General features: G+C 65.7%; 21 protein-coding genes, 2 pseudogenes and 1 riboswitch. Of the genes and pseudogenes, 11 read left to right on the top strand and 12 right to left on the bottom strand.

Annotation, left to right across the window (positions count from 1 at the left end):
- Window positions 1-8: 8 nt before the first annotated feature.
- On the bottom strand, window positions 9-704 hold the full coding sequence (locus JK358_RS34145; RefSeq protein ID WP_201955976.1) for a DUF8020 domain-containing protein: 696 nt from the start codon (window positions 702-704) through the stop codon (window positions 9-11).
- Window positions 705-930: 226 nt separating this feature from the next.
- On the opposite strand from JK358_RS34145, the gene JK358_RS34140 reads away from it, so the two are divergent.
- Genes JK358_RS34140 through JK358_RS34130 form a run of 3 tightly spaced genes read left to right on the top strand, consistent with a single transcriptional unit; the run spans window position 931 to window position 5,174 of the window.
- On the top strand, window positions 931-2,763 hold the full coding sequence (locus tag JK358_RS34140) for an ABC transporter ATP-binding protein (RefSeq protein ID WP_201955974.1): 1,833 nt from the start codon (window positions 931-933) through the stop codon (window positions 2,761-2,763).
- Window positions 2,760-4,520: an ABC transporter ATP-binding protein gene (locus tag JK358_RS34135; protein WP_201955972.1), complete on the top strand. Its 1,761-nt coding sequence runs from the start codon at window positions 2,760-2,762 to the stop codon at window positions 4,518-4,520. The genes JK358_RS34140 and JK358_RS34135 overlap by 4 nt, the downstream gene beginning before the upstream one ends.
- Window positions 4,521-4,529: 9 nt before the next feature.
- Window positions 4,530-5,174 carry a TetR/AcrR family transcriptional regulator gene (locus tag JK358_RS34130; protein WP_201955970.1) on the top strand — a complete coding sequence of 215 codons (645 nt, stop codon included), beginning with the start codon at window positions 4,530-4,532 and terminating at the stop codon, window positions 5,172-5,174.
- Between the two features lie 96 nt (window positions 5,175-5,270).
- On the opposite strand, the pseudogene JK358_RS40715 reads toward JK358_RS34130, so the two are convergent.
- Window positions 5,271-5,336, bottom strand: a pseudogene (locus JK358_RS40715) (SUMF1/EgtB/PvdO family nonheme iron enzyme); the annotation flags it as partial.
- 183 nt (window positions 5,337-5,519) lie between these two features.
- On the opposite strand from JK358_RS40715, the pseudogene JK358_RS34120 reads away from it, so the two are divergent.
- A pseudogene (locus JK358_RS34120) lies at window positions 5,520-6,301 on the top strand (ABC1 kinase family protein).
- 25 nt (window positions 6,302-6,326) lie between these two features.
- A riboswitch (cobalamin riboswitch) is annotated at window positions 6,327-6,520 on the bottom strand.
- A gap of 144 nt (window positions 6,521-6,664) precedes the next feature.
- Window positions 6,665-7,354 carry a DUF4389 domain-containing protein gene (locus tag JK358_RS34110; RefSeq protein ID WP_201955960.1) on the top strand — a complete coding sequence of 230 codons (690 nt, stop codon included), beginning with the start codon at window positions 6,665-6,667 and terminating at the stop codon, window positions 7,352-7,354.
- 49 nt (window positions 7,355-7,403) lie between these two features.
- On the opposite strand, the gene JK358_RS34105 is transcribed toward JK358_RS34110, so the two are convergent.
- Window positions 7,404-8,033: a TetR/AcrR family transcriptional regulator gene (locus JK358_RS34105; RefSeq protein ID WP_201955958.1), complete on the bottom strand. Its 630-nt coding sequence runs from the start codon at window positions 8,031-8,033 to the stop codon at window positions 7,404-7,406.
- 77 nt (window positions 8,034-8,110) lie between these two features.
- On the opposite strand from JK358_RS34105, the gene JK358_RS34100 reads away from it, so the two are divergent.
- The 3 genes from JK358_RS34100 to JK358_RS34090 all read left to right on the top strand — a co-directional run bounded on the left by JK358_RS34100 (window position 8,111) and on the right by JK358_RS34090 (window position 9,319).
- Window positions 8,111-8,494, top strand: a complete 384-nt coding sequence (locus JK358_RS34100; RefSeq protein ID WP_201955957.1) for a DUF1761 family protein — start codon at window positions 8,111-8,113, stop codon at window positions 8,492-8,494.
- 21 nt (window positions 8,495-8,515) lie between these two features.
- The gene (locus tag JK358_RS34095; RefSeq protein WP_201955955.1) at window positions 8,516-8,803 is read left to right on the top strand and encodes a DUF1905 domain-containing protein; all 288 of its coding nucleotides are present in this window, start codon (window positions 8,516-8,518) and stop codon (window positions 8,801-8,803) included.
- 234 nt (window positions 8,804-9,037) lie between these two features.
- Entirely contained in the window at window positions 9,038-9,319 is a 282-nt protein-coding gene (locus JK358_RS34090; protein WP_201955953.1) for an RpnC/YadD family protein, read from the top strand.
- Between the two features lie 178 nt (window positions 9,320-9,497).
- Here the strand turns inward: JK358_RS34090 and JK358_RS34085 are convergent, their stop codons facing one another.
- Entirely contained in the window at window positions 9,498-9,947 is a 450-nt protein-coding gene (locus JK358_RS34085; protein WP_201955951.1) for an SRPBCC family protein, read from the bottom strand.
- A gap of 235 nt (window positions 9,948-10,182) precedes the next feature.
- On the opposite strand from JK358_RS34085, the gene JK358_RS34080 reads away from it, so the two are divergent.
- Window positions 10,183-10,533: an STAS domain-containing protein gene (locus JK358_RS34080; protein WP_232852397.1), complete on the top strand. Its 351-nt coding sequence runs from the start codon at window positions 10,183-10,185 to the stop codon at window positions 10,531-10,533.
- On the opposite strand, the gene JK358_RS34075 is transcribed toward JK358_RS34080, so the two are convergent.
- The 4 genes from JK358_RS34075 to JK358_RS34060 form a co-directional block, all read right to left on the bottom strand.
- On the bottom strand, window positions 10,513-10,779 hold the full coding sequence (locus JK358_RS34075) for a DUF397 domain-containing protein (protein ID WP_201955948.1): 267 nt from the start codon (window positions 10,777-10,779) through the stop codon (window positions 10,513-10,515). The genes JK358_RS34080 and JK358_RS34075 overlap by 21 nt on opposite strands.
- A gap of 97 nt (window positions 10,780-10,876) precedes the next feature.
- Window positions 10,877-11,527, bottom strand: coding sequence for a helix-turn-helix domain-containing protein (locus tag JK358_RS34070; RefSeq protein ID WP_201955947.1), 651 nt, complete (start codon window positions 11,525-11,527; stop codon window positions 10,877-10,879).
- 430 nt (window positions 11,528-11,957) lie between these two features.
- The gene (locus JK358_RS34065; protein WP_201955946.1) at window positions 11,958-13,061 is read right to left on the bottom strand and encodes a sensor histidine kinase; all 1,104 of its coding nucleotides are present in this window, start codon (window positions 13,059-13,061) and stop codon (window positions 11,958-11,960) included.
- Window positions 13,054-13,752 (bottom strand): response regulator transcription factor, encoded by a 699-nt coding sequence (locus tag JK358_RS34060; protein WP_201955945.1) that lies wholly within the window; start codon window positions 13,750-13,752, stop codon window positions 13,054-13,056. Before JK358_RS34060 ends, JK358_RS34065 begins: the two co-directional genes overlap by 8 nt.
- 87 nt (window positions 13,753-13,839) lie before the next feature.
- Between JK358_RS34060 and JK358_RS34055 the strand changes: the two genes are divergently transcribed.
- On the top strand, window positions 13,840-15,138 hold the full coding sequence (locus tag JK358_RS34055) for a DoxX family protein (protein WP_201955943.1): 1,299 nt from the start codon (window positions 13,840-13,842) through the stop codon (window positions 15,136-15,138).
- A 355-nt stretch (window positions 15,139-15,493) separates the two neighbouring features.
- Here JK358_RS34055 and JK358_RS34050 read toward each other — a convergent pair whose 3' ends face one another.
- Window positions 15,494-15,874, bottom strand: a complete 381-nt coding sequence (locus tag JK358_RS34050) for a hypothetical protein (protein WP_201955941.1) — start codon at window positions 15,872-15,874, stop codon at window positions 15,494-15,496.
- 487 nt (window positions 15,875-16,361) lie between these two features.
- Here JK358_RS34050 and JK358_RS34045 point away from each other — a divergent pair, with 487 nt between their 5' ends.
- Window positions 16,362-17,321: an acyl-ACP desaturase gene (locus JK358_RS34045; protein WP_201955939.1), complete on the top strand. Its 960-nt coding sequence runs from the start codon at window positions 16,362-16,364 to the stop codon at window positions 17,319-17,321.
- A gap of 73 nt (window positions 17,322-17,394) precedes the next feature.
- On the opposite strand, the gene JK358_RS34040 is transcribed toward JK358_RS34045, so the two are convergent.
- From JK358_RS34040 to JK358_RS34030, 3 genes are all read right to left on the bottom strand, one after another.
- Window positions 17,395-18,507, bottom strand: a complete 1,113-nt coding sequence (locus tag JK358_RS34040; protein ID WP_201955937.1) for an SMI1/KNR4 family protein — start codon at window positions 18,505-18,507, stop codon at window positions 17,395-17,397.
- A 170-nt stretch (window positions 18,508-18,677) separates the two neighbouring features.
- Window positions 18,678-18,887, bottom strand: coding sequence for a DUF397 domain-containing protein (locus tag JK358_RS34035; protein WP_201955935.1), 210 nt, complete (start codon window positions 18,885-18,887; stop codon window positions 18,678-18,680).
- On the bottom strand, window positions 18,874-19,791 hold the full coding sequence (locus JK358_RS34030; RefSeq protein WP_201955932.1) for a helix-turn-helix domain-containing protein: 918 nt from the start codon (window positions 19,789-19,791) through the stop codon (window positions 18,874-18,876). Before JK358_RS34030 ends, JK358_RS34035 begins: the two co-directional genes overlap by 14 nt.
- Window positions 19,792-20,558 lie beyond the last annotated feature (767 nt).

The following is a 20,558-nucleotide window of genomic DNA, read 5'->3' as shown; positions in this document are numbered from 1 at the left end:
TGAACCGCCTACTTGGCCTGCGGCGCGGGCTGGTTGATGGTGGTGAAGTATTGCGCCGCAGCCAGAATCGCGACCGGTGCGGTGACGAAGATCTGTCCCGCGACGGTGCCCATGAAACCGATGACGCTCATGCCGACGATGCAGCCGAACACCGCGCCGGGCAGCGCACCGAACATGGCCGACAGCGCGCCGGTCACGGTGGCCAGGGTCGCGCCGCCGATCAGGCAGCCCACGGCCGCGCCGCCGATGCCGCCCACCAGCGTGCCGATGCTCGCGCCGAGGCTGATGGTGCTGGTCATGCGGCTCCACGCGGCCTGCTCACGCTCGTACTCGGACTTCCACGGAGCCTGGTTCTCATAGGGCAGTGCGACCGGCTTGTAGACGGCATGGGCCAGGTCGAGCCGCGGGGTCAGGGTCGCGGTGCGGCCGGAGATGTCGGCGGCGATCGGGAATTCGAAATCGTCGACGCGGAAGGCCAATTCGGTGCCCGCCACCACGGTGCCGTCAACCGCCTTGATCTTGAACACACCGTCCTCGACCACCATCGAACCCGCGTCGGTTCTGATGATCGTGTTCTGTGCGCTATTGGTCGCGGTGTAGTGCACACCCTGCTCGGCGGCAGGCTGCGCTCCCGCGACTCCCGGGGCGCACAACGCGGCGGCCACGGTGAGCGCGGAGACGGTGGTGGACTTCCTCATCAGCATTCCTCACGACACAGCAGATCGGATCCGGACGGCAGTGGTCCAGATCTGTTGGGGGCTAAAGCATATGGCGACATCGGACCTTATTGCAAACGATTGTCGTTAGCAATAGGTCTTGCTCAACCGCACATCCGTCCATATTCTGAAGTACATTCATTAATTAGTTAGGCAAGCCTACGTTTAACCGGTTGGGCGGTCCCGCCACCGGAGCATCCGACCCGGGAGTGACATGACCGCATCATCGCCATCGGTCGCCATTGAGAGCGGCACGACGACGGCAAAGGCCCGGCAGAAGGCGGGAGCGCGGGCGCTCGCCGGCCTGATGAAACCGGTGTCGGCGCAACTGACCCTCGCCCGGTTGCTCGCGGTGATGTCCGGCACGCTCGCCGTGGTGCCCTACATCGCGCTCGTCCGCATCGGCGAGGCGCTGCTCGCCGCCCATACCGCGGGCACTGACGTCGACGGCGGAGAGGTCGGGCGCTGGCTTCGAATTCTGCTGGGCGCGTTCGGACTTCGGTTGCTGATCTACTTCGTCGCGCTGTTCGTCACGCATCTGGCCGATGCCAGGCTGGGCCATCTGATCCAGCTGCGCATGGTGCGGCGCTTCGCGCGGGTTCCGCTGGCGTGGTTCACCTCCACCAACTCCGGGCGGGTGCGCAAGGCGCTGCAGGACGAGATTGGGACCATCCATCACCTCATCGCGCATCAACCGGTGGACGGCACCAATGCCGTGGTCATGCCGCTGGCGCTGACCGTGTACGCCTTCGTCATCGACTGGCGGCTCGGCCTGCTGTCGATCGCGACGCTGCCCCTGTATGTCGCGGCCATGACGCTGTCGATGATCGGCATGGGCGAGAAGACCGTGGAGATGGATCAGCGGCTGTCCACCGTGTCGGCCCGCATGGTCGAGTTCGTCACCGGCATCTCGGTGGTCAAGGCGTTCGGGCGGGTCGGCAAGGCGCACCGCAGCTATCAGGAGGCCGCCGACGAGTTCAATCACTTCTACTACGAGTGGGTCAAACCGCTGATCCGGGTGTCCGCGCTGGGCACCTCGTTCCTGGCGGTGCCGCTGGTGCTGTTGATCAATATCGGCGTGGGTTCGGTTCTGGTGCACGGAGGTTCGGTCACCGTGGCCGATGTCCTGGTCACCGCGCTCATCGCCCTGCTCATTCCGCACGCGCTCGAGGTGCTCATGCATTCCATGTGGTCGCAGCAGCTCGCCGGTGGCGCGGCCCTGCGGCTCGCCGCTCTGCTGGAGACCCCGGCGCTGCCGGACCAGGGCGCGAAAACCCCTGTCTCCCATGAGGTCGTCTTCGACCGGGTCAGCTACTCCTATGGCGCGGACGCGGCTGCCGCACTGGCGATCGAACAGGTGAGCTTCACCCTGCGCGCGGGCACGGTGACCGCACTGGTCGGCCCCTCCGGATCGGGCAAGTCGACCATCGCCACGCTGCTGGCCCGCTTCGACGATCCGCGCTCGGGCACCATCAGCATCGGCGGCGTCGCGGTCGCCGAGATCGCCGATCTCTATGCGCAAGTGGGGTTCGTGCTCCAGGATCCGCAACTGCTCGCCATCAGCATCCGGGACAATATCGTCCTCGGCTGCCCCGGCGCGACCGACGAACAGGTGCGCGAAGCCGCGCGCGCCGCCCAGGTGCTCGACGAAATCGACGCGCTCCCACGAGGATTCGATACCGTCTACGGCACCGACACCGGACTGTCGGGCGGGCAGGCACAGCGGATCTCGATCGCGCGAGCGCTGCTCGTCGACGCGCCGGTCCTGGTGCTGGACGAGGCCACCGCGCTGACCGACCCGGAATCCCAGCACGAGATCCAGCAGGCGCTGTCCGCACTCGTGCGGGGGCGGACCGTGCTGCTGATCGCGCACCGGCCCGAGGTCATCAAGGGCGTCGACCAGATCATCCTCATCGAGTCCGGCCGCATCCTCGCCGCCGGAACCCATGACGAACTGCTGCCCCAGCCCGGATACGCGCGGCTGTGGGAATCAGGTATCGAAGCGAGCACGGGCAACCGGGCGCTGACCACAGGAGACCCGCGATGAACCTTCCCCTCGTCGATATCGTGCGGCGGATGAGCCGGATGATCTCGCGGCCGGAGCAGATGCGACCCGCGCTGGCCATCAGCGTCCTCGCCGGGCTGATCGAGGGCCTGGCCCTGGCCGCGCTGCTGCCCACGATCAGCGCGCTGGCCGAGGACGGCCCCGTGTGGGGCCTGAAACTCACCGGATGGCTGACCGTGCTGGCGATCCTGGCGGTGGCCGGCTTCGCCGTCAACTACGCCCAGAGTCGGGCGAATTACGCTGTCGCCCTTGACTTCCTGCGCAGCATCCATCGGCTGACCGGCGACCGGGTGGCCAAGCAGCCACTGGGCTGGTTCGCCCGTCCGGTGGCGGGCAAGCTGTCGCGGATGGTGTCCACCGAGCTGATGTCGGCCGGAGAGATCTTCGCGCACATGTTCGGGCCACTGGTGTCCCGGATCACCGCGGCCGCGGTGATCATCGTGGCGGCGTGGCTGTGGCATCCGCTGCTCGGCCTGATCCTCACCGCGGCCGTGCCGGTCTTCGCCGTCATCACGCTGCTCTCAACCGGTCTCATGCGCAAGGGTCGCGCCCGCCATGAACCGGAGGAGATCGTGCTGGCCGATCGGATCGTGGAGTATGCACAGTGCCAGGGCGCGTTGCGCTCCAGCGGGCGCAGTGCGGACTTCCCGCCGCTGGGCACGGCGTTGGATCGGGCCTACGCCGCCAAGAAGCGCGGCCTCTGGCTCGAGTCGGCGGGCATGCTGCTCAGCGGCATGGTCACCCAGGGCGTGGTAGTGGCGCTGATCAGCGCCACCGGTTCGCTGGCGGTCGCCGGAACGCTGGAACCCATTCCCGCCCTTGCCTTCATCGGCCTGGCACTGCGGTTCTCCTCGACGGTGTCGGCCATCACCGAGAGCGCGGTGGCGCTGGAGTCACGCCGCCCGCTGCTCGACGCCCTCGACGAGGTGCTCACCGCCGAACCGCTGCCCGAGCCCGCCGCACCCGCCGTGCTGACCGCGCCCGGCACCGTCGAACTGACCGATGTCCTGTTCCGCTACGCGCCCGGAGCCGAACCGGCGCTGCGGGAGGTCTCGCTGTCGGTGCCCGCGGGATCCATGGTCGCGCTGGTCGGGCCGTCCGGCAGCGGGAAGACGACCATCGCCCGGGTCATCAGCCGGTTCTACGATGTCGAGGCGGGCACGGTCGCGGTCGGCGGCGTCCCCGTCACCGCGCAGACCGGGGCGCAGCTCATGGCACAGCTGTCGCTGGTCTTCCAGGATGTGTACCTGTTCGACGACACCCTCGAGGCCAATATCGCGGTGGGTCGCGAGGACGCCACCGAGGCCGAGATCCGGCAGGCCGCCGAACTCGCCGGTGTCCGCGAGATCGCCAAGCGGCTGCCCGGCGGCTGGCAGTCGCGGGTCGGCGAGGGCGGGCGCGCGCTGTCCGGCGGCGAACGCCAGCGCGTGGCCATCGCGCGGGCGCTGCTCAAACGCGCGCCGATCGTGCTGCTCGACGAGGCGACCTCGGCCCTGGACGTGGAGAACGAGGCGCACGTGGTCGCGGCGATCGAGCGGTTGCGCGAGCAGGCGACCGTGCTGGTCATCGCGCATCGGCTCGACACCATCGCCCGCGCCGACCTGATCGTCCAGCTCGATGGCGACGGCCGTGTGGTGGCCCAGGGCACACACGCCGAATTGCTCTCCGCCGCAGGCACATACGCGCGCTTCTGGCAGCACCTGCACAGCGCGCAGGGGTGGCGACTGACGAACCATTAGCCTATTCGAATGAACGCTTCCGGCTGGGCCGTGGGGAAGAAGGTGGGCCGCAAACCCGCCTTCACCGAGCACGACATCATCCGGGCGGCCATGGACGAGGGGCTCGACACCTTCACCCTCGCCGCCGTGGCCGACCGGATCGGTGTCGGCGCGACCGCGATCTACCGGCTCTTCGGATCCCGCGACGAGATCGTCACCGCCTGCCTGGACGCCGTCGCCGCCACCATCGCGCTGCCCGAACCCGGTATGGGCTGGCGCGAGGTCCTACGCCAGTGGGCGAACGAATGCTGGCGCATCTGCGAAGACCATCCGGGACTCCCCCGGGTCGTCTACTCCTACGCGCCCGCCGTCACCCGCATCACCGAGGTGCTCGACGCCTACGCCGCGAGCCTGGCCTGCCACGACATCACCTCGGGGCAGGCCGGTTTCGCACTCGACTTCCTCGGCGACACCGTCTTCGCCTGCCACCTCGGAGTCCAGGCCATGCGCGCGGCCGACCGCACCGGCGCCACCGGACTCGATCAGGTGCGAGCAGCCCTCGGCGGCACACACAGCATCCTGCACCCGCATGAGTCCTGGCAGCAGCGTGGCTTGGTCGACACCAAGGTCGAGTTCATCCTCACCGGGCTGGAACACCACTGGCCGGAGGTCTGACGGCCCCGTCTGTCGCGTCTCACTCGGGTGCGCGCACGATACAGCGGAAGCCGAGGTGACAGGTGGCGGTGTCCTCGGTCCGGCCTTGGCGGGCGGCAGGCCACCGCGCGCGGCGAATTCCCATTCCGCCTCGGTCGGAAGGGTTTTCCCGGCCCAAGCGGCAGCGCACCCGGAACCAGTTCGCCAAGGCAGGTGAAACCATCCGGCCATGCCCAAGGGAGAAGGGGCCTCGCCGTCACCCATCACCCGGTCGGCGTGCATACCGACAGCGACGCCACCCGAAACCTCCACCAACGCATAGCCGTTCGATACGCACAGCATTTCGGCGAATCCAAGGGCGCACTCATGAAGGCAGGGCAGACCCTGTCCCTCGCGGCGATGACGTCGATGTTCGAGGATGCGCCCGCGTATCAGCAGGCGTTGTCCCGCCTACACGACAATGCCCCACCGATGCCGTATGAACTGACGGCGGCCATCATCGCGGCCGAACTGGGCGCGCTGCCCGAGACACTGTTCGCCGAGTTCGAACCGGAGCCGCTGGCCGCAGCGTCGATCGGACAGGTCCATGCGGCGCGATTGCCCGGTGGCGGGCCGGTGGCGGTCAAGGCCCAGTATCCCGGTGTCGCACAGGCGATCCGGTCCGACCTGGCCAATACTGAACTGCTCGCCTCCTTCTTCGGGATCTTGCGAGCGGGTGTGCCGAACGCTGTCCAGCTGGACGTGCAGTCGCTGATGCGCGAGATTTCGGCACGGATCGGCGAGGAGTTGGACTATCGAATCGAGGCGGCTAATCAAGCCGATTTCGCCGAGGTGTATCGCGGACCCCCGTTCATCCGAATCCCCGAGGTCGTACCCGACTCTGTTCCCGGCGGGTGCTCACCATGGATCTCGCCGAGGGCCGCCGGTGGTCGAAGGCATTGAACTCCGGTGCGGGACTGCGGGATTCCTGGGCCGAAGCGCTCTTCCGGTTCAGCTTCTGCTTCGGCAATCGCGCGCGGCGCGGACTGTTCCACGGGGATCCACACCCGGGCAACTACCTGTTACACGACGACGGCACGGTGTCCATCCTCGACTTCGGCTACATCAAGCGGTACACGACCGCGCGGCACCGGGCCGGCGGCGAGTGAGTACTCGCATTCTCATCCTCGTGCAGTTCGATCCTGAAACGCCGCAGGTATCCTGGCTCCCGAATCGACGCTCGCCCTCGGCCTTCCAACCCAGGAAGGTCGTGGCCATGGATGAAGGTCCGCTCCTCGGTCACAGTTGCGGGACAGCCCCGGATTCGCACCGGTGTTCCCTGCGGAAACGAACCTAGCAGTATGCGAACGGAATCGGGGCACCCCGCACTCCCGCTCGTACAGCGAGGGATGCGGACACCGGATGTCGTATCACCGGTATTTCGCGCCGCGGAGGATCATCCTGGAGTCAGCGGCGTCCACGTCGCGGCACGAGGGCGACGCTTCCGGGTACCTCCAGGAAGGAGCGTCATCATGAACCCTGACACCCCCGCCGCCGAAGCCCTGCCTCCGGCCACCGGTCCGGTGCGGTTGCGCGGCGATCTGGATGAGCAGCTGTCGCGCTGGCTGTGGCTGGTGAAGTGGCTGCTCGCGATACCGCACTATCTGATCCTGATCCTGCTGTGGATCGGATTCCTGCTGCTGACCATCGTGGCCTTCTTCGCGATCCTGATCACCGGGGCGTATCCGCGGGCCATCTTCGATATCAATGTCGGCATCATGCGGTGGTCGTGGCGGGTGATGTTCTACAGCTACAACGCGCTGGGCACCGACCGGTATCCACCGTTCTCGCTGCACCCCGACGACAACTATCCGGCCGACCTCGCCATCGACTATCCCGAACGGCTCTCGCGGGGACTCGTGCTGGTGAAGTGGTGGCTGCTTGCCATCCCGCACTACCTCGTCCTCATGGCCATGACCAGCGGGGCCGTGATGATCGACCTGGAATCGGATTACTTCAACTTCGTACCGCCACTGATCGACGTGCTGGTCCTCATCGCCGCCATCGCACTGCTGTTCACCGCCCGCTATCCGCGCGGGGTGTTCGACTTCGTGCTCGGCATCAACCGATGGGCCTACCGGGTCGCGGCCTACGCCGCACTGATGCGCGACGAGTACCCGCCGTTCCGCCTGGACCAGGGCGCACGCGAACCCGCGCTCTGACAACACTTCTCGTCAGAGCGCCAGGTCTGCGGCACGCTGGGCGCCGGCCTCACCCGGCCCGGCGGGGTGCGTAGGCGGCCAGAAACAGGTCGATCGCCGCGTCGACCGTATCGGTGGTCGTCGCGGTGGCGTCGAGCATCCGGGCGTTGAGCGGTGCGCCCAGCACCAGCCAGGTGAGCTGTTCCGCGGCCGCCGCGGGGTCGGGGATCCGCAGCGCGCCGCGGGCGTCGAGCGTGCGCAGTGTCGTGGCGAGGTCGCCGAGATTCCTGCCCCAACTCTCGTCCAGGTAGGTCTTGCCGACCTCGGGCCGACGGGCCGCCTCGGCGGTGACCAGCCGGCGCATTTCGACCACGGTCGGCGAGAGAACGCCGGCCAGAAGCGTTCGTGCCCAGGCGAGTAAGCCCTCTCGGATATCGTCGGCGGCCTCCAGCCCCGCCAGTGCGGGCCGAATCGCATGACGGCCTGCGGCAGTCCAGTCGATTACGACCGCGGCGAACAACCCGGCCTTCGACGGGTGCTCGCGGTAGAGAGATGCCTTGGAAATGCCTGCGCGCGCGGCGATCTCATCCATCGACGTGCCCGCGAAGCCGAACTCCAGAAACACCTCACGGGCGACGGCCAACAGTTCGGCGCCGGACTTCCCGGGCGGTCGGCCTCGACGTCCACCTGCAGAGTTCATGCCGACCACTTTAGTACTTGACAGTACTTGGTCGGCAACCTAGTTTAAGTACTACCAAGTACTCAAGGAGGTGCGCCATGACCGTCGTAATCGGAGTGGTGACCGCGGCGCTCGTCTCGTTCGTTCTCAGCGCGGTGCTGTACGCGATACCTGCTGTCGCCGCACTGATGTCACGCACGAGCACCCCACGCCCCGGAATCGGCTTGCCGGCGCAGATGGCGTCCGTGATCCTGCGCGGCCTTGCCGCCGCCGCGGTGCTGGCGACACTCCTGCTCGCCGGCGATCGACACGGCGCCGGGACCGGCGCGGCCCTCGGCGCACTCGTCGCGATACTGCCGGTGACCATCCTCAGCGGCGCCATCATCCACGAGAACGTTCCGATCCCGACCGCACTGGTGCACATGACCGACTGGATCCTCAAACTGGTCATCAGTGGCGCCGTACTCGGACTGTTCCTCTGATCCCCACCAGGCAGGAGCATCATGACCACCCAGCCAGGACCACTGGACATCACCTTCACCGCCGTCCTCGGCAAGGTCCGAGAGGGCGACACCTGGACCTGCGTGCAACTCCCCGACTCGGCCCGCATCTTCGGCACTCGAGGATTGGTCAAAGTGAAAGGGACAGTGGACGATATCGCCTTCACCTCCTCTTTCATGGCACTCGGAGACGGCACCCACAAACTCCCCGTCGCCGCCGCGATCCGACGCCGCATCGGCAAATCCGACGGAGACGAAGTCACCATCCGGCTCACCGAACGATTGAACTGACGCGCGTGACAGCCGTCGGCCGACCTCGGTGACGTCTGGCCGCCCGAGTGCCGCAACGACGCATTCGTAAACGTCCTCGCAACAGCACATGTCGGAGTAAGTTGCTCGCTGAAACTCGCACCCAGAAAGCCCCGGTCGGGTCTGGCGGATCTGCGCCCGAACATGCGCTGTCTGGACATGCTCGCACGGGTCGGCGGCGGCGAATTGGAGGCGGCGTTGACGTACATTCTGTGTATGGGTGACACCGATCGCACCGATCTGGAACCCGTGGTCGACCAGCTCGGACCCGAGGCCAAGGAGGCCCTGATGACCACCGCGGAACGACTCGAAGCAAAGGGCCGCGCCGAGGGACGAACCGAAGGACGTGCGGAGGCCCTCCTCGAACTGCTGGCCTTGCGGTTCGGCCCCGTTCCAGCCTCTACCGCAAACCGGGTCCACAACGCTTCCATCGACCAGCTTCAGCAGTGGACGGCCCGCGTACTCACCGCCGACACGCTCGCGAAGGTCTTCGAGTAGGCAAACGGCGCTCGCCACGCGCCGGGATGTGCGGCGGCTCGGAGAGTCGCCGCACTGGGTGCACCTGGCCTCAGTCGGCGCATGGCCTCGGCCCGTGCTCGGTCCGGTCACCAGCACGGACCGCAGCAGCGGCATGTTGCGAGTAGTTCCGTTGCGCCGCTTGACTTCTCGGGAATGGCTAGGGAGCCGGTCGATAGCGGCCACCAATGAGGTCGGACAGGCGCGCCAGCGATTCTTGATTGCGAGGCCGTAAGAGCAATGCCAGCAGCGGAGCGGGGATCAGTCGGCCCGGACCGCTGGTGACGGTTTCGGTCATGCGCACTTCGGTGGTGTCGGCGTTCACGCCACACAGTTCCAGTCGAATCCGCGCTCTGCCGAACGGGCGCAGGCCCGCTTCCAGCTCGAGCAGCCGGGGTGGTTCGGCGGCGAGCACAGTGGTCGTGTCCTGGATTGTCAGCGGCCACGCGCCGACGCTGTGGTGGATACGGGCACCCGCCGCGGGCCACTCAGGATCGACGCCTCGCATATGGGTCGAACCCACTACCCAGTGTCCATAAGACCAGCCGTCGGCGAGGATCGCGAAGACTTCCTCGGCCGATCCGGGTACCCGTGCCACTACCTCGGACATGTCGAGGCGGTTCCCTGTTGCCGGGTGATTACACATGCTCAGGCGCAGCAGTTGGGACCGCCGCCGAGCGGCTCGGTAGGCGAGCGGGCCCCGCCGCGTGTAGTCGTCGACGGAACGGGTACACCGGGCGGATGGGTTTGAGCACACAGCCCACGGTCTCGTGATTGCCTCCATCGCAGTGGACGTCAAGGTCGACGCCTGTTGCCCAGCACGTACGAAAGGCCAGGTCCCTGTGATGTCCACCAAGCGAGCACGCGGCGCACCGGCCGTAGCCACAACCATCAGCGCTACCGGCTGCCGCTGCACGATGAGCGGAGAGATTGATTTCAGCAACCTGGAAGAATTCCGAGCGAAGCTGACCTCCGCGCTGCACATCGGTGAACCGGTCGTCGTCGACCTGCGCGCGGTTACCTTCTTCAGTCTCAGCGCGACCCGAGTCCTGCTCAAAGTCCACGACCTCGCCGACGTCCTGCAATGCCCGATGCAGGTACTCGGCTCACCGTGCGTGAACCGAGTACTGCACCTGAGCGGAGCAGACACCGAACTCACTCTGCCGCACCAGCATTCACAGCGATTCCGCTACTGACGACGCCCGCGCCGAGCACACGGACTGTTGGCCGCTCGCAGTGCGGTCGAAGGCCCCGGCCCGCACCGCCGCGGTGAAGCTGTCCCATGCCGCGCCGTCGAAAACCAGTATGGGGCTGGCGTTTCCAAGCTTCGAGTCGCGCACGCCGACGCACCCCTTACTCAGATGAGCCGCTTCCACACACTCACCCCCACCATGGCTTCGGCTGCTCTTGAACCACTTGGCTGCGGTCAAGTCGACGTTCACTTGTCATACTCCTCGGCTACCGACAGCATGAGTTGCCTGCTCTGCTCGGGGGCCAACGCTACCCGGCTGATCTCACAGAAGGCATCTCGATAGCGCACTACCTCGTGCTCGCGTTCCATGACGAGGATCCGACCAGGCTGCCGAGATGGGCGGGCGCGTCGAACGGCACAACACGGATGGAGACATTGGGCCGTTGCGCCAGCTCGGCGAGTCTGCGTAGCTGATCGGCCATCACGCCGCGGCCGCCGAGCTGGTCTCGAAGAACCATCTCCGATAGCACAGCATCAACTCCGAATGCGCTGTCCTTCAAGCGTTCCTGCCGAAGCATCGCGACCTCAACACGCCGCTCGACCTGTTCGGGCAGCAGGTTCGGCGCCTCGATCCATTCGACCGCACGGCGATATTCGGCAGTTTGGAGCAACCCGGGCACGACGGCCATCTTCCACACCTCGAGTTTGCGGGCAGCTTCCTCCAATCCGATGTAGTAGTCGAACCCCGACTTCAGTCCATCGGCATAGGGCCGCCACCAGTTCTTCTGGGCCGAGGCAAGCTCCTGCGCGAGCCCGATCATGACTCGCCGTTCATTGCCGGTGACCTGATACGCGTTCGAAAGGGCGTTGATCCACAGTTGGGGCACTTTGGATTTCACACCGTCTTCCACCCGGCCCATGGTCTGTATCGATGTCTCCACGACCTGGGCTGCGGCATAAACAGTCAATCCTGCGCGCTTTCGGTACTGGGCCAGCAACCGCCCGAGAGCTCTGCTCGAAAGAGTCGATCCAGCCAATTGCTACTGCGAGGACTCCTACGTCGAAGGTGTGCGCCGGGCCGAGGGAATCCTGAAACTTCACGCATCCTGCACGCCGCCGTGTCCCGGGTGCGCGGCGCGGCCGAGTACCTCGAGCACATCAGCACCGAGACTCGTCCGAGCCGACCAGCAGGACTGTAAGAAAAGAGCCTCCCCTGAATTCAGGGGAGGCTCTTTCACAAGTGTCTGGAGAGGGAAACGACCACTACGCCCCCGACACGAGTGGGATCGACCGCGCGCAGCGGTCGCGTCACAGTGCGATTCGGTCGGTGTGTGCCGCAGGTGAATTCGATTCCGAGCGAATGGTTCGCCTTCACGTCCAGAGTCGTCGACGGCGAATTCAACGGCGCGTAACCAGAGTCCGGGGCCATCAGCCGCTGCTGTGTGGTGGTGCGGCTGGTAGTCGCACGGTGCCTCGGAGCCCGCCGGAGGGCCGGGGAGTGAGGGTGAGTGTGCCGTTGTGGGCCCGGGTGATGCTGTGGACGATTGCCAGGCCCAGGCCGGTGCCGGTGTGGTCTGTGTGCAGGCGCTCAGTTCCTCGGCGAAACGGTTCGACAAGCGTGGAAACCAGCTGTGGCGAGAGCTTCTCGCCGGTGTTCTCGACAGTGAGCACGACCGTGCCGGGGTGCACGCTGGTCGTGACCCACACGGTGCCACCATCGGGCAGGTTGTGCACGATCGCGTTGTGCACGAGGTTTGTGGTCAACTGCAACAGGAGTGCGGGTGCGCCGATGGTAGGGGTTACGTCGCCGGAGGTTTCGATGGTGATCCCGCGTTTCTCCGCGAGGGGGAGCAGTGTTTCAGCGGCTTCTTCCGCCATGAGGGACAGGTCGACACGCACTCGGGTGAAGGATCCCTGGTCGGCACGGCTGAGCAGGAGTAATGCCTCGGTGAGCTCGATCGCTCGGATGTTGACGGTGCGAAGTCGTTCGACGAGTTCACCGGTGCGGATGTCCGGATCGTTGCGGGCCACGTCGAGAAGTACCTGCGTGATCGCCAGCGGGGTGCGCAGCTCATGGGAGGCGTTGGCCGCGAATCGCTTCTGTTCGGCTACATGTGCTTCCAGCTGAGCGAGCATGGTGTCGAAGCTGTCGGCGAGTTCGCGGAACTCGTCGCGGCGGCCCGGCAGCCGGATCCGCTGGGACAGCGACCCGCTCGCGGCCGTCCGCGTGGCCTCGGCGATTCGAGTCACCGGGGCCAGCATGCGACCGGCGAGAATCCACCCGCCGGCAAGGCCGAACACCAGCAGGAATCCCAGCACCAGGACTGCAGCCGGGACGAAGACGGCCGGGCCGAAGTTGTGTGGGTCCACAGTGCGTCGGAAGTCGGACAGATCGGGGACGAGGACGTTCGACCTTCCTCGAAGGAGAAATACCCACACGGCGGCGAGTAGCAGGATGGCCGCAACCATGAGGAATCCGACATAGCTGAGGGTGAGTTTGACCCGGACACTCAACCCGCGACGCCTATCCACGCCGCTCCGCTCCGCGGTGGTCGGCGTCCGGTCCCGTGTCGATGCGGTACCCGACGCCCGGCACGGTGGCGATGAGCCAGGGTTCGCCGAGCCGTTTGCGCAGCGCCGAGACCGTGATTCGCACGGCATTGGTGAAGGGGTCGGCATTCTCGTCCCACGCTCGTTCCAGGAGCTCTTCGGCGCTGATGACACCTCCTTCGGCAGCGACGAGAACCTCGAGCACGGCAAATTGCTTGCGGGTGAGCGCCACATAGCGACCGTCGCGGTAGACCTCGCGGCGGAACGGATCCACCCGCAGGCCCGCGACCTCCCGCACCGGTGGCCGGTTGTGGACACGCCTGCGGTCGAGCGCGCGGAGCCGCAGCGCGAGTTCACGAAGTTCGAACGGCTTGGTGAGATAGTCGTCGGCGCCGAGCTGAAAGCCGGTGGCCTTGTCATCGAGCCGGTCGGCAGCGGTGAGCATCAGGATCGGCATGCCGGTACCGGAGGCGACGATACGCTCGGCGACCTCGTCACCCGATGGTCCCGGGATGTCGCGGTCGAGGACCGCTATGTCGTATGTGTTGATGCTCAGCAACCCCATGGCCGTATCGCCGTCACCGGCGATATCGGCCGCGATCGCTTCCAGGCGCAGCCCATCGCGAATGGCCTCCGCAAGGTAGGGCTCGTCTTCTACGACCAGAACACGCATGCACTCGATGGTACGAAGCGGAACATTTCGTCGGCATATCGAAAGTCGCATACAGGGCGACAACACCGGCGTCCCTTGACTGGCGGCATGAGACGTATCGCGTTCCGGTTCTGTTTCCTGTACTTCGGCTTGTTCTGTCTGCTGACTCCGCCCTTCGTCTTCGTGCTGACCGGTCCGCTCGGCCGCCAGCTGGGCTACGACGCACAGTACTGGCACATCCGGAAACTGCAGCCCGCCTTGAACTGGGTGGGCCGGGAGCTGTTCGGTACCCCCGTCCAGCTGCATCCGACCGGGGTCGGGGACCAGACGATCTTCTGGGTGCTGTTGTTCTGCATCCTGGTCGTGGCGGTGGCCGGGGCAGCGGTGTGGTCGGTACTGGATCGGCGCCGTACGCGATATCGCACACTCGCAGGCTGGTTTCTCCTCGCCATCCGGATACTGCTGGCCGGTCAGTTGTTGAGTTTCGGTGTCGCCAAGGCAATTCCGACGCAGATGCCCGAACCTTCGCTGACCACGCTGCTGACCCAATACGGCAACCTCACGCCGATGGCCGTGCTGTGGTCGCAGGTAGGTGTGTCGAGACCGTACGAAATGCTGCTCGGCGCTGCGGAAATCACCGCGGCGGTCCTGCTGCTCATCCCGCGGACCGCGTTGCTCGGCGCGCTGCTGGCGTTGATCGACACCCTGCAGATCGTCGTACTGAACCTGACATTCGATGTGCCCGAGAAGATCTCGTCCATACATCTTCTGCTCATGTCGTTGATGCTGCTGGCGCCCGACGCGCGACGGCTGATGCGAGCGCTACTGCTCAACCGCGCCACCGGCCCGTCGGACGCACCGGATCCGTTCCACACCAGTAGATCTCGCCGCATCGCGGCGGTGATGCACGTCGCGCTCGGCATGTGGATTGCGGTGGCGCTCGTGCAGGGCGGCTGGCACGCCTGGCGTTCCGGCGGGCCCGACCGCCCCAAGCCTGCGCTGTACGGCATCTGGTCGGTATCGCAGTACGTCCGCGACGGACAGCCGGTGCCACCGCTGACCACCGACGAAACTCGTTGGAAAAAGGTGGTATTCGACTACCGCGATGCCATCACGCTGCAGCTGATGAACGACACCCTGGTAACCGTTCCCGTCGACGTGGACGCCGCCTCCCATCGGATCCGACTGATCAATGGGACACCGCAATCCGGACCGGGGGCCACCTCCGGCCAGAGCCGACATCCCCTGGGCACACTCACCTTCCAGCAGCCCGCCCCGGACAAAGCCGTGCTCACAGGCGAACTGGACGGTCACCAGGTCACCCTCACGCTCGATTGGATCGACCCGGACAGCTTCCCTCAGCGAAGCACACCGTTCCACTGGGTGCAGAACCGCCCGAACTTCTGAACCGGTGGGGCCGGGCAGGACATCAACGGCTGCCAATGGGCTGTCCGAAGAACGCGGCGAGTCAGCGGCCATCAGGTCGGGATGGCTCTCGAACTCGAGCCATAATGCGATCGCCGCACGGCGATCTGACGGTTTCCCGGGACATCAGCGAGGTGAAGTTCCACCTCTACACCCGAGTCGATTCAAGCGAGGAGTGACGCTTCCTCTTCGGCCGAGCGCAGCGGGACGCCACACGACGGATACCGCTCAATTCGGCCGACCTGCCGAATCCGTTGCGGAGCCAACGGAATACGCCCCCATCCCCTCCTACTCGCGCGTCGCCGGTTGGGCAGCATCCTCGGCAGAGACTCGTTCGTCACCCTCCGGATCCGGAGGGTGGCAGGGCCGACCCCGGTGCGGCCCCGGTGATGGCGGCTCCGGTCATGCTGTCGCCGCCGCGGCATATGGGGTTCAGCGTCATCGTCGAATGCGGATTGACGACAACGCTCATGGCGTTCGTGTACGAGGTGGGGGCGGCCGGTGGCTGGCCGGGCATGGCCGGGGTATTGGCCGGGTTGGTCAAAAAGTAGGTCACGCCCGACACGACATACGGCTCGTCGGAGTCGTTGGTACAGCTGAGCCCCGCGCAGTTCACCCCGGGCGCGAACTCCTGCGCCTGCGCCATTCCCAACGTGGTGAGCGAGACCGCCGCCATCCCTATCGTCAGCGTCGAAGCCTTGACCAGCAGAACACGCATTGCGGCACCTCCTGCGTCGCGAAACCGATGACTGACACATGAGCAGGGTTTGCTGAACTGTCGCTGAAGACTACCCGGTGCGATGCCGGCCGTTAGGGCCGCCCCGGCCGCCCCGAGCGGCGTCGCCGACGCCGCGTCGGCCAACGCCGCCGACCCGGCCTCCGCCGATGCCGCGGGCCCCGAGAACGTCAGCTGAGAATGCAGCGAAACCCGTTCCGCCGCAATCAGTTCATCGTGCCACTCAACCGAGTTCGGCACAGGTGCGAACGGTCGATACGGGCAAAGCCGCGGATCGAAATGCCGACTCCCACCAGACCGCAGGAACATCCCAGGCATCCTCATCGAATCGGCCACCATCACGCCCCACCCCGTTCTTCACGCCGGGACATTTGACACTGGGCTGGGCCGCCGCGCGCTGTTGACATGGGACCTTATGCCGCGCCCGCGGCAGGAGGTCCCCAGCTCGACAGGAAGGCGGTCGATCCCCTTGGCACGCACATTGACCCAGCACGAGATTCTCACCGAGCTCGAACCGGTGGCAGGCAGCGCGCTCGACCGGCACCTGGCGGTGGCCAAGGACTGGAATCCTCACGACTACGTCCCCTGGGACGACGGCCGCAACTTCGCGAAACTCGGTGGCGTGGACTGGGATCCGGAACAATCGCGACTCGGCGAGGTAGCCAGGGCAGCACTGGTGACCAACCTGCTGACCGAGGACAACCTGCCCTCCTACCACCGCGAAATCTCCGAGAACTTCTCCCGCGACGGCGCATGGGGCACCTGGGTCGGCCGCTGGACCGCCGAGGAGAACCGGCACAGCGTCGTACTCCGCGACTACCTGGTGGTCACCCGCGGCGTCGACCCGGTAGCGTTGGAGAACGCCCGCATGGCGCACATGACCAACGGCTTCGCGGCCCCACTGGACCCGGTGACCGAATCCGGCGAACCCGGCTTCCTGTACTCCGTCGCCTATGTGAGCTTCCAGGAACTCGCCACCCGCATCAGCCACCGCAATACCGCCGCATTCTGCGCCGACCCCATCGCCGAAGACATCATGCAGCGCCTGGCCCTCGACGAGAACCTCCACATGCTCTTCTACCGCACCCTCTGCGGCGCAGCCCTGGACCTGGTCCCCGATCAGGCAATGGTCGCCATCGACGCCATAGTCGAGAACTTCCGCATGCCCGGCGCGGGCATGCCCGACTTCCGCCGCAACGGCGTCCTCATGGCCAAACACGGCGTCTACGACCTACGCCAGCACCTCGAGGACGTCCTCCTACCGGTGGTACGACACTGGAATCTGTTCGACCGCACCGATTTCGGCCCTGCGGGAGAACAGGCAAGGGAACGGCTGGCCGCCTTTCTCGAGGATCTGGAACACGTGCGCGTACCGCGTTTCGAGGAGCAGCGGGACCGGGCGCTAGCCCGAGAGCAAGCCCGCCGATAGCCCGGCAACCCGATGCCCGAGGTGCTGACCATCCTCCGCCTCACCTACGAAACGAGCTCCCCTCGGGCAAGCATCAAATTGTCCCCGGCCGGGCAGTCCACCACAGGTCCCAGCATCCTTTCAGGAGGTGTTCCCGGACGGTTCGGCCCAATAGGGGGCGCTCACCGTACTTCGCGAAATAGTCACCATCCTGCAGGAGATCCCGCACGCAGCCGTCGGCGAGGTCGACGCCGTAGAACGTCGTGGGCGACATGGCGAACGGGACAGCGGGAAGGTACCCGATCCGTTCGAGCAGCGGTGGCGGTCCGTACTGGGGGTATTCCTTGGTCTGCATGCGCGCCAAGCCTTCTCGCCATCGGCCGCCGTCAAGGATGTCCTGGACCGACAGGACATCCCCGAGACCCCAATGCGGGGTGGCCAATCCGTTCGACACCGACAGCAGCTCCCGATGCTCGGGATGCAGCGTGCCACTCAGCGCACGATCGAGCAGGTCGAGCTCCTCAGCCGTCGCGCCGTCGCGCACAGGTTCGGGATTACCGGGATTCCCACTCCTGATCAGCTCGGCGATTCTCGCGACGATCTCGGCCATCGTGGGCGGATCCGCGCGGATGTTGCGGCCCCGCCAGGGTTCCGAATACTCGCCCAGCGCAAGCTGATCGGCGTCATCGGTCATACGCTCGAGCTGGTCACGAAAGTAGCTGTACAGATCCGGGTAGGTCGTCTCCAACGGCAGCGGAACCGTCGCCCCGGTCGGCAGTCCCGGCGCCACACCGACGAAGAGGTACAGGTTGCCGCTGTAGCCATTGTCGTTCTCGACAACCAATTGGTAGCTCCCCGGGTCGTCGGGAGCGCCGAGATCGACACCCCAGTTGCTGTCGGCGAACCACTCGTCAGCCTGCGTCACCCCCATCTCCCAGCGCCGGCCGACACAGATGTCCTCGGTACCAAGCAAACTTTCAGTTATCCAGAAGTGATCCCATCCGTTGGCCACCGACAGCAGGTCCCGATATTGCGGGTCAAGACGCCGCCCCAACCGGGATTCCGCAGCACACAACTCCTCCTCGCTCGCCCCCGCCTTCGGCTGCGTATCCGATTCGTAGCTCCGATAGGCCACAAGTCGCCGTTTCTGCTCAACGAGCCTTTCGATCAGCTCCCGCCACAGCTCAAGATCGACCGGTCTTCCCATGGTCAGCGACTTTACCGAGGTAAGCGATGCCAGAAAATAGCTGAACTACGAGAGGGTGATCATGCCGCAGCTAGGAAGCGAGCCTGTTCGGCTCAGAGGGGCGGCCAGTGTCCGGGGCCGGTGATCGATTAGCTCGGGGTGCCGTAACCGGTGGCGGCTCGACAACATGTTCACCGCCAGTCCAGCCGCCCGTCGGCGAGGGCGGCAGCAAAGGAGTTCCACTCGCCTGCAGCGAAAACCAGAACGGGGCCGGTTGGGTCCTTCGAGTCGCGGACTCCTGTCAGATGCGCGGTCAGGAACGAGACCTCGACGCAATCCCCTTGCGCACCACTATGACTGCTCTTGAACCACACGGCACCGGATCGGTCAGCGCTGGCCATGTTCGTACTCCTTCGTCACCCGGCGAACGAGATCCCGGGTCTGGTTTTCCTCCAGCGTCGCATGCCGGATCGCCGACGCGAGATTGCTGTACAGCAGTACCTCGTCGGGCTTCTCCAGGTACACGTCCTGGGTCGGGCCGCCTTCGATGTACACGATCGGAGGCTCGGCGACCCCACCTGCGCTGGAGTCGAACTCGAGTATCGTGAACGACCCGCGCGGCATCCCCCAGGTAAGCCCTGCCGAGAACGGATGCAGGCGAACCGTCACGTTGGGCAACTTCGAGACCTCTGCCAGATACCGCAACTGTGCGGCCATGACCCGCGAGCCGCCGATCACCCGCCGCAACGCGGACTCGTGCAGCAACACCTCCAAGGCGATCGGGCGCGCCTTGCGAGTGACGATGGCCTGCCGCCGCATTCGATGCTCGACCCGCCGATCCACGTCGGCAGCACCGGCAAAACCGGGGTACGCACTGATGATCGCCCGCGCGTAGTCCGCGGTCTGCAGCAGCCCCGGAATGTGCTCGTGATAAGTGAGCAGGCGGTGCGCCGCAGCCTCTAGCCCGGTGTACATGTTGAACGCCTCGGAATACAGACCACCGTATGCGTGATACCAGCTCTGAGTTCGAGCGAGAGACGCCAAATCCATTGCGGCACGGAGCTCCTCAGCGCCGACAGCGTACAGCTCGCAGAGCGCGCGCACGTCCTGCTTGCGCACCTTCTGAGTCTGTCCCGCCTCGATCCGCTGCAGCGCCGAGGCCGAAAGATCCACGAGTTTGGCGGCAGCGGCGATCGTGAACCCGTTGGCCTCCCGGCACTCTCGCAGAAAGCGGCCGAGTTGCCGACGCGGCAACGTGGAGCTGGACGAATCGGGCGAGTCGTCACCGGAGCGGTGGCCTGTCATGTCGACATCCCATGCATCGTCGAAGTCGGATGAGTCCGGTCATGAATTCGGGTGCTGCGCATCTCATTATCGGTTGCAACCCAGGGTTTTCGGGTGACTTTGAATCGGATACCCGATTTCCCGCCAACCGTTTCCGTGCCGGTGGTGTGCTGACACCATCACGCCGACGATCCATCCAAACCTCGCGAAGGGATCCGAAATGTTCTGGGAAACTTGGGTACTGGTCGCACTCGTAACGGCACTGATCGCGTTGTCCATATGGGGATATACCGGGGCTTCCCGAGGAGGTGATGCCCGGTTTCTCCGACTCACCCACCTCGACGGAAACGGATGCCTCTACGTTCCCGCGTCAGGACGGGTGGGCCGGTGGCACAGAGGGCGGCATCGGGCAGCGTGGCCCACGCGACGATTCGAGGGAACCTCATGAACTGGATCAATGACTACTGCGAAGATTCCTACGTCGAAGGCATCCGCCGCGCACAAGGCATCGTGAAACTGCATGCAACCTGCACACCACCATGCCCGCGAATCAGAGGCGCCGCCGAGTACCTCGCGCAGATGAGCGCCGAGAGTCCCGCGAGCCAACCGGGTCCCCAATGAGCAGAGCCTCTCCCTGAATTCAGGGAGAGGCTCTTTCAAAGTGTCCGGAGGGGGACACGACCACTACGCACACGCCTTCCACCGGCAGAAACGGTTTCGCATCGATGGTTAGGTTCCGCGATTGGTGCCCCGGGGTGGCACGTACAGCATCTAAAACAACGCAGCCC

This window comes from Nocardia acididurans, from assembly GCF_016741815.1.
GTDB classification, from domain to species: Bacteria; Actinomycetota; Actinomycetes; order Mycobacteriales; family Mycobacteriaceae; genus Nocardia; species Nocardia acididurans.
This window is presented reverse-complemented; position numbering and strand designations above follow the sequence as displayed.

What these genes read in the sequence shown, in the direction of transcription:
- JK358_RS34040 (WP_201955937.1), bottom strand. Translation starts at nt 18,507, where the DNA reads ATGGGAAGACCGGTCGATCTTGAGCTGTGGCGGGAGCTGATCGAAAGG.
- JK358_RS34095 (WP_201955955.1), top strand. Translation starts at nt 8,516, where the DNA reads ATGACCACCCAGCCAGGACCACTGGACATCACCTTCACCGCCGTCCTC.
- JK358_RS34060 (WP_201955945.1), bottom strand. Translation starts at nt 13,752, where the DNA reads ATGCGTGTTCTGGTCGTAGAAGACGAGCCCTACCTTGCGGAGGCCATT.
- JK358_RS34090 (WP_201955953.1), top strand. Translation starts at nt 9,038, where the DNA reads ATGGGTGACACCGATCGCACCGATCTGGAACCCGTGGTCGACCAGCTC.
- JK358_RS34110 (WP_201955960.1), top strand. Translation starts at nt 6,665, where the DNA reads ATGAACCCTGACACCCCCGCCGCCGAAGCCCTGCCTCCGGCCACCGGT.
- JK358_RS34055 (WP_201955943.1), top strand. Translation starts at nt 13,840, where the DNA reads ATGAGACGTATCGCGTTCCGGTTCTGTTTCCTGTACTTCGGCTTGTTC.
- JK358_RS34030 (WP_201955932.1), bottom strand. Translation starts at nt 19,791, where the DNA reads ATGACAGGCCACCGCTCCGGTGACGACTCGCCCGATTCGTCCAGCTCC.
- JK358_RS34100 (WP_201955957.1), top strand. Translation starts at nt 8,111, where the DNA reads ATGACCGTCGTAATCGGAGTGGTGACCGCGGCGCTCGTCTCGTTCGTT.
- JK358_RS34135 (WP_201955972.1), top strand. Translation starts at nt 2,760, where the DNA reads ATGAACCTTCCCCTCGTCGATATCGTGCGGCGGATGAGCCGGATGATC.
- JK358_RS34050 (WP_201955941.1), bottom strand. Translation starts at nt 15,874, where the DNA reads ATGCGTGTTCTGCTGGTCAAGGCTTCGACGCTGACGATAGGGATGGCG.
- JK358_RS34140 (WP_201955974.1), top strand. Translation starts at nt 931, where the DNA reads ATGACCGCATCATCGCCATCGGTCGCCATTGAGAGCGGCACGACGACG.
- JK358_RS34105 (WP_201955958.1), bottom strand. Translation starts at nt 8,033, where the DNA reads ATGAACTCTGCAGGTGGACGTCGAGGCCGACCGCCCGGGAAGTCCGGC.
- JK358_RS34080 (WP_232852397.1), top strand. Translation starts at nt 10,183, where the DNA reads ATGTCCACCAAGCGAGCACGCGGCGCACCGGCCGTAGCCACAACCATC.
- JK358_RS34130 (WP_201955970.1), top strand. Translation starts at nt 4,530, where the DNA reads ATGAACGCTTCCGGCTGGGCCGTGGGGAAGAAGGTGGGCCGCAAACCC.
- JK358_RS34035 (WP_201955935.1), bottom strand. Translation starts at nt 18,887, where the DNA reads ATGGCCAGCGCTGACCGATCCGGTGCCGTGTGGTTCAAGAGCAGTCAT.
- JK358_RS34145 (WP_201955976.1), bottom strand. Translation starts at nt 704, where the DNA reads ATGCTGATGAGGAAGTCCACCACCGTCTCCGCGCTCACCGTGGCCGCC.
- JK358_RS34085 (WP_201955951.1), bottom strand. Translation starts at nt 9,947, where the DNA reads ATGTCCGAGGTAGTGGCACGGGTACCCGGATCGGCCGAGGAAGTCTTC.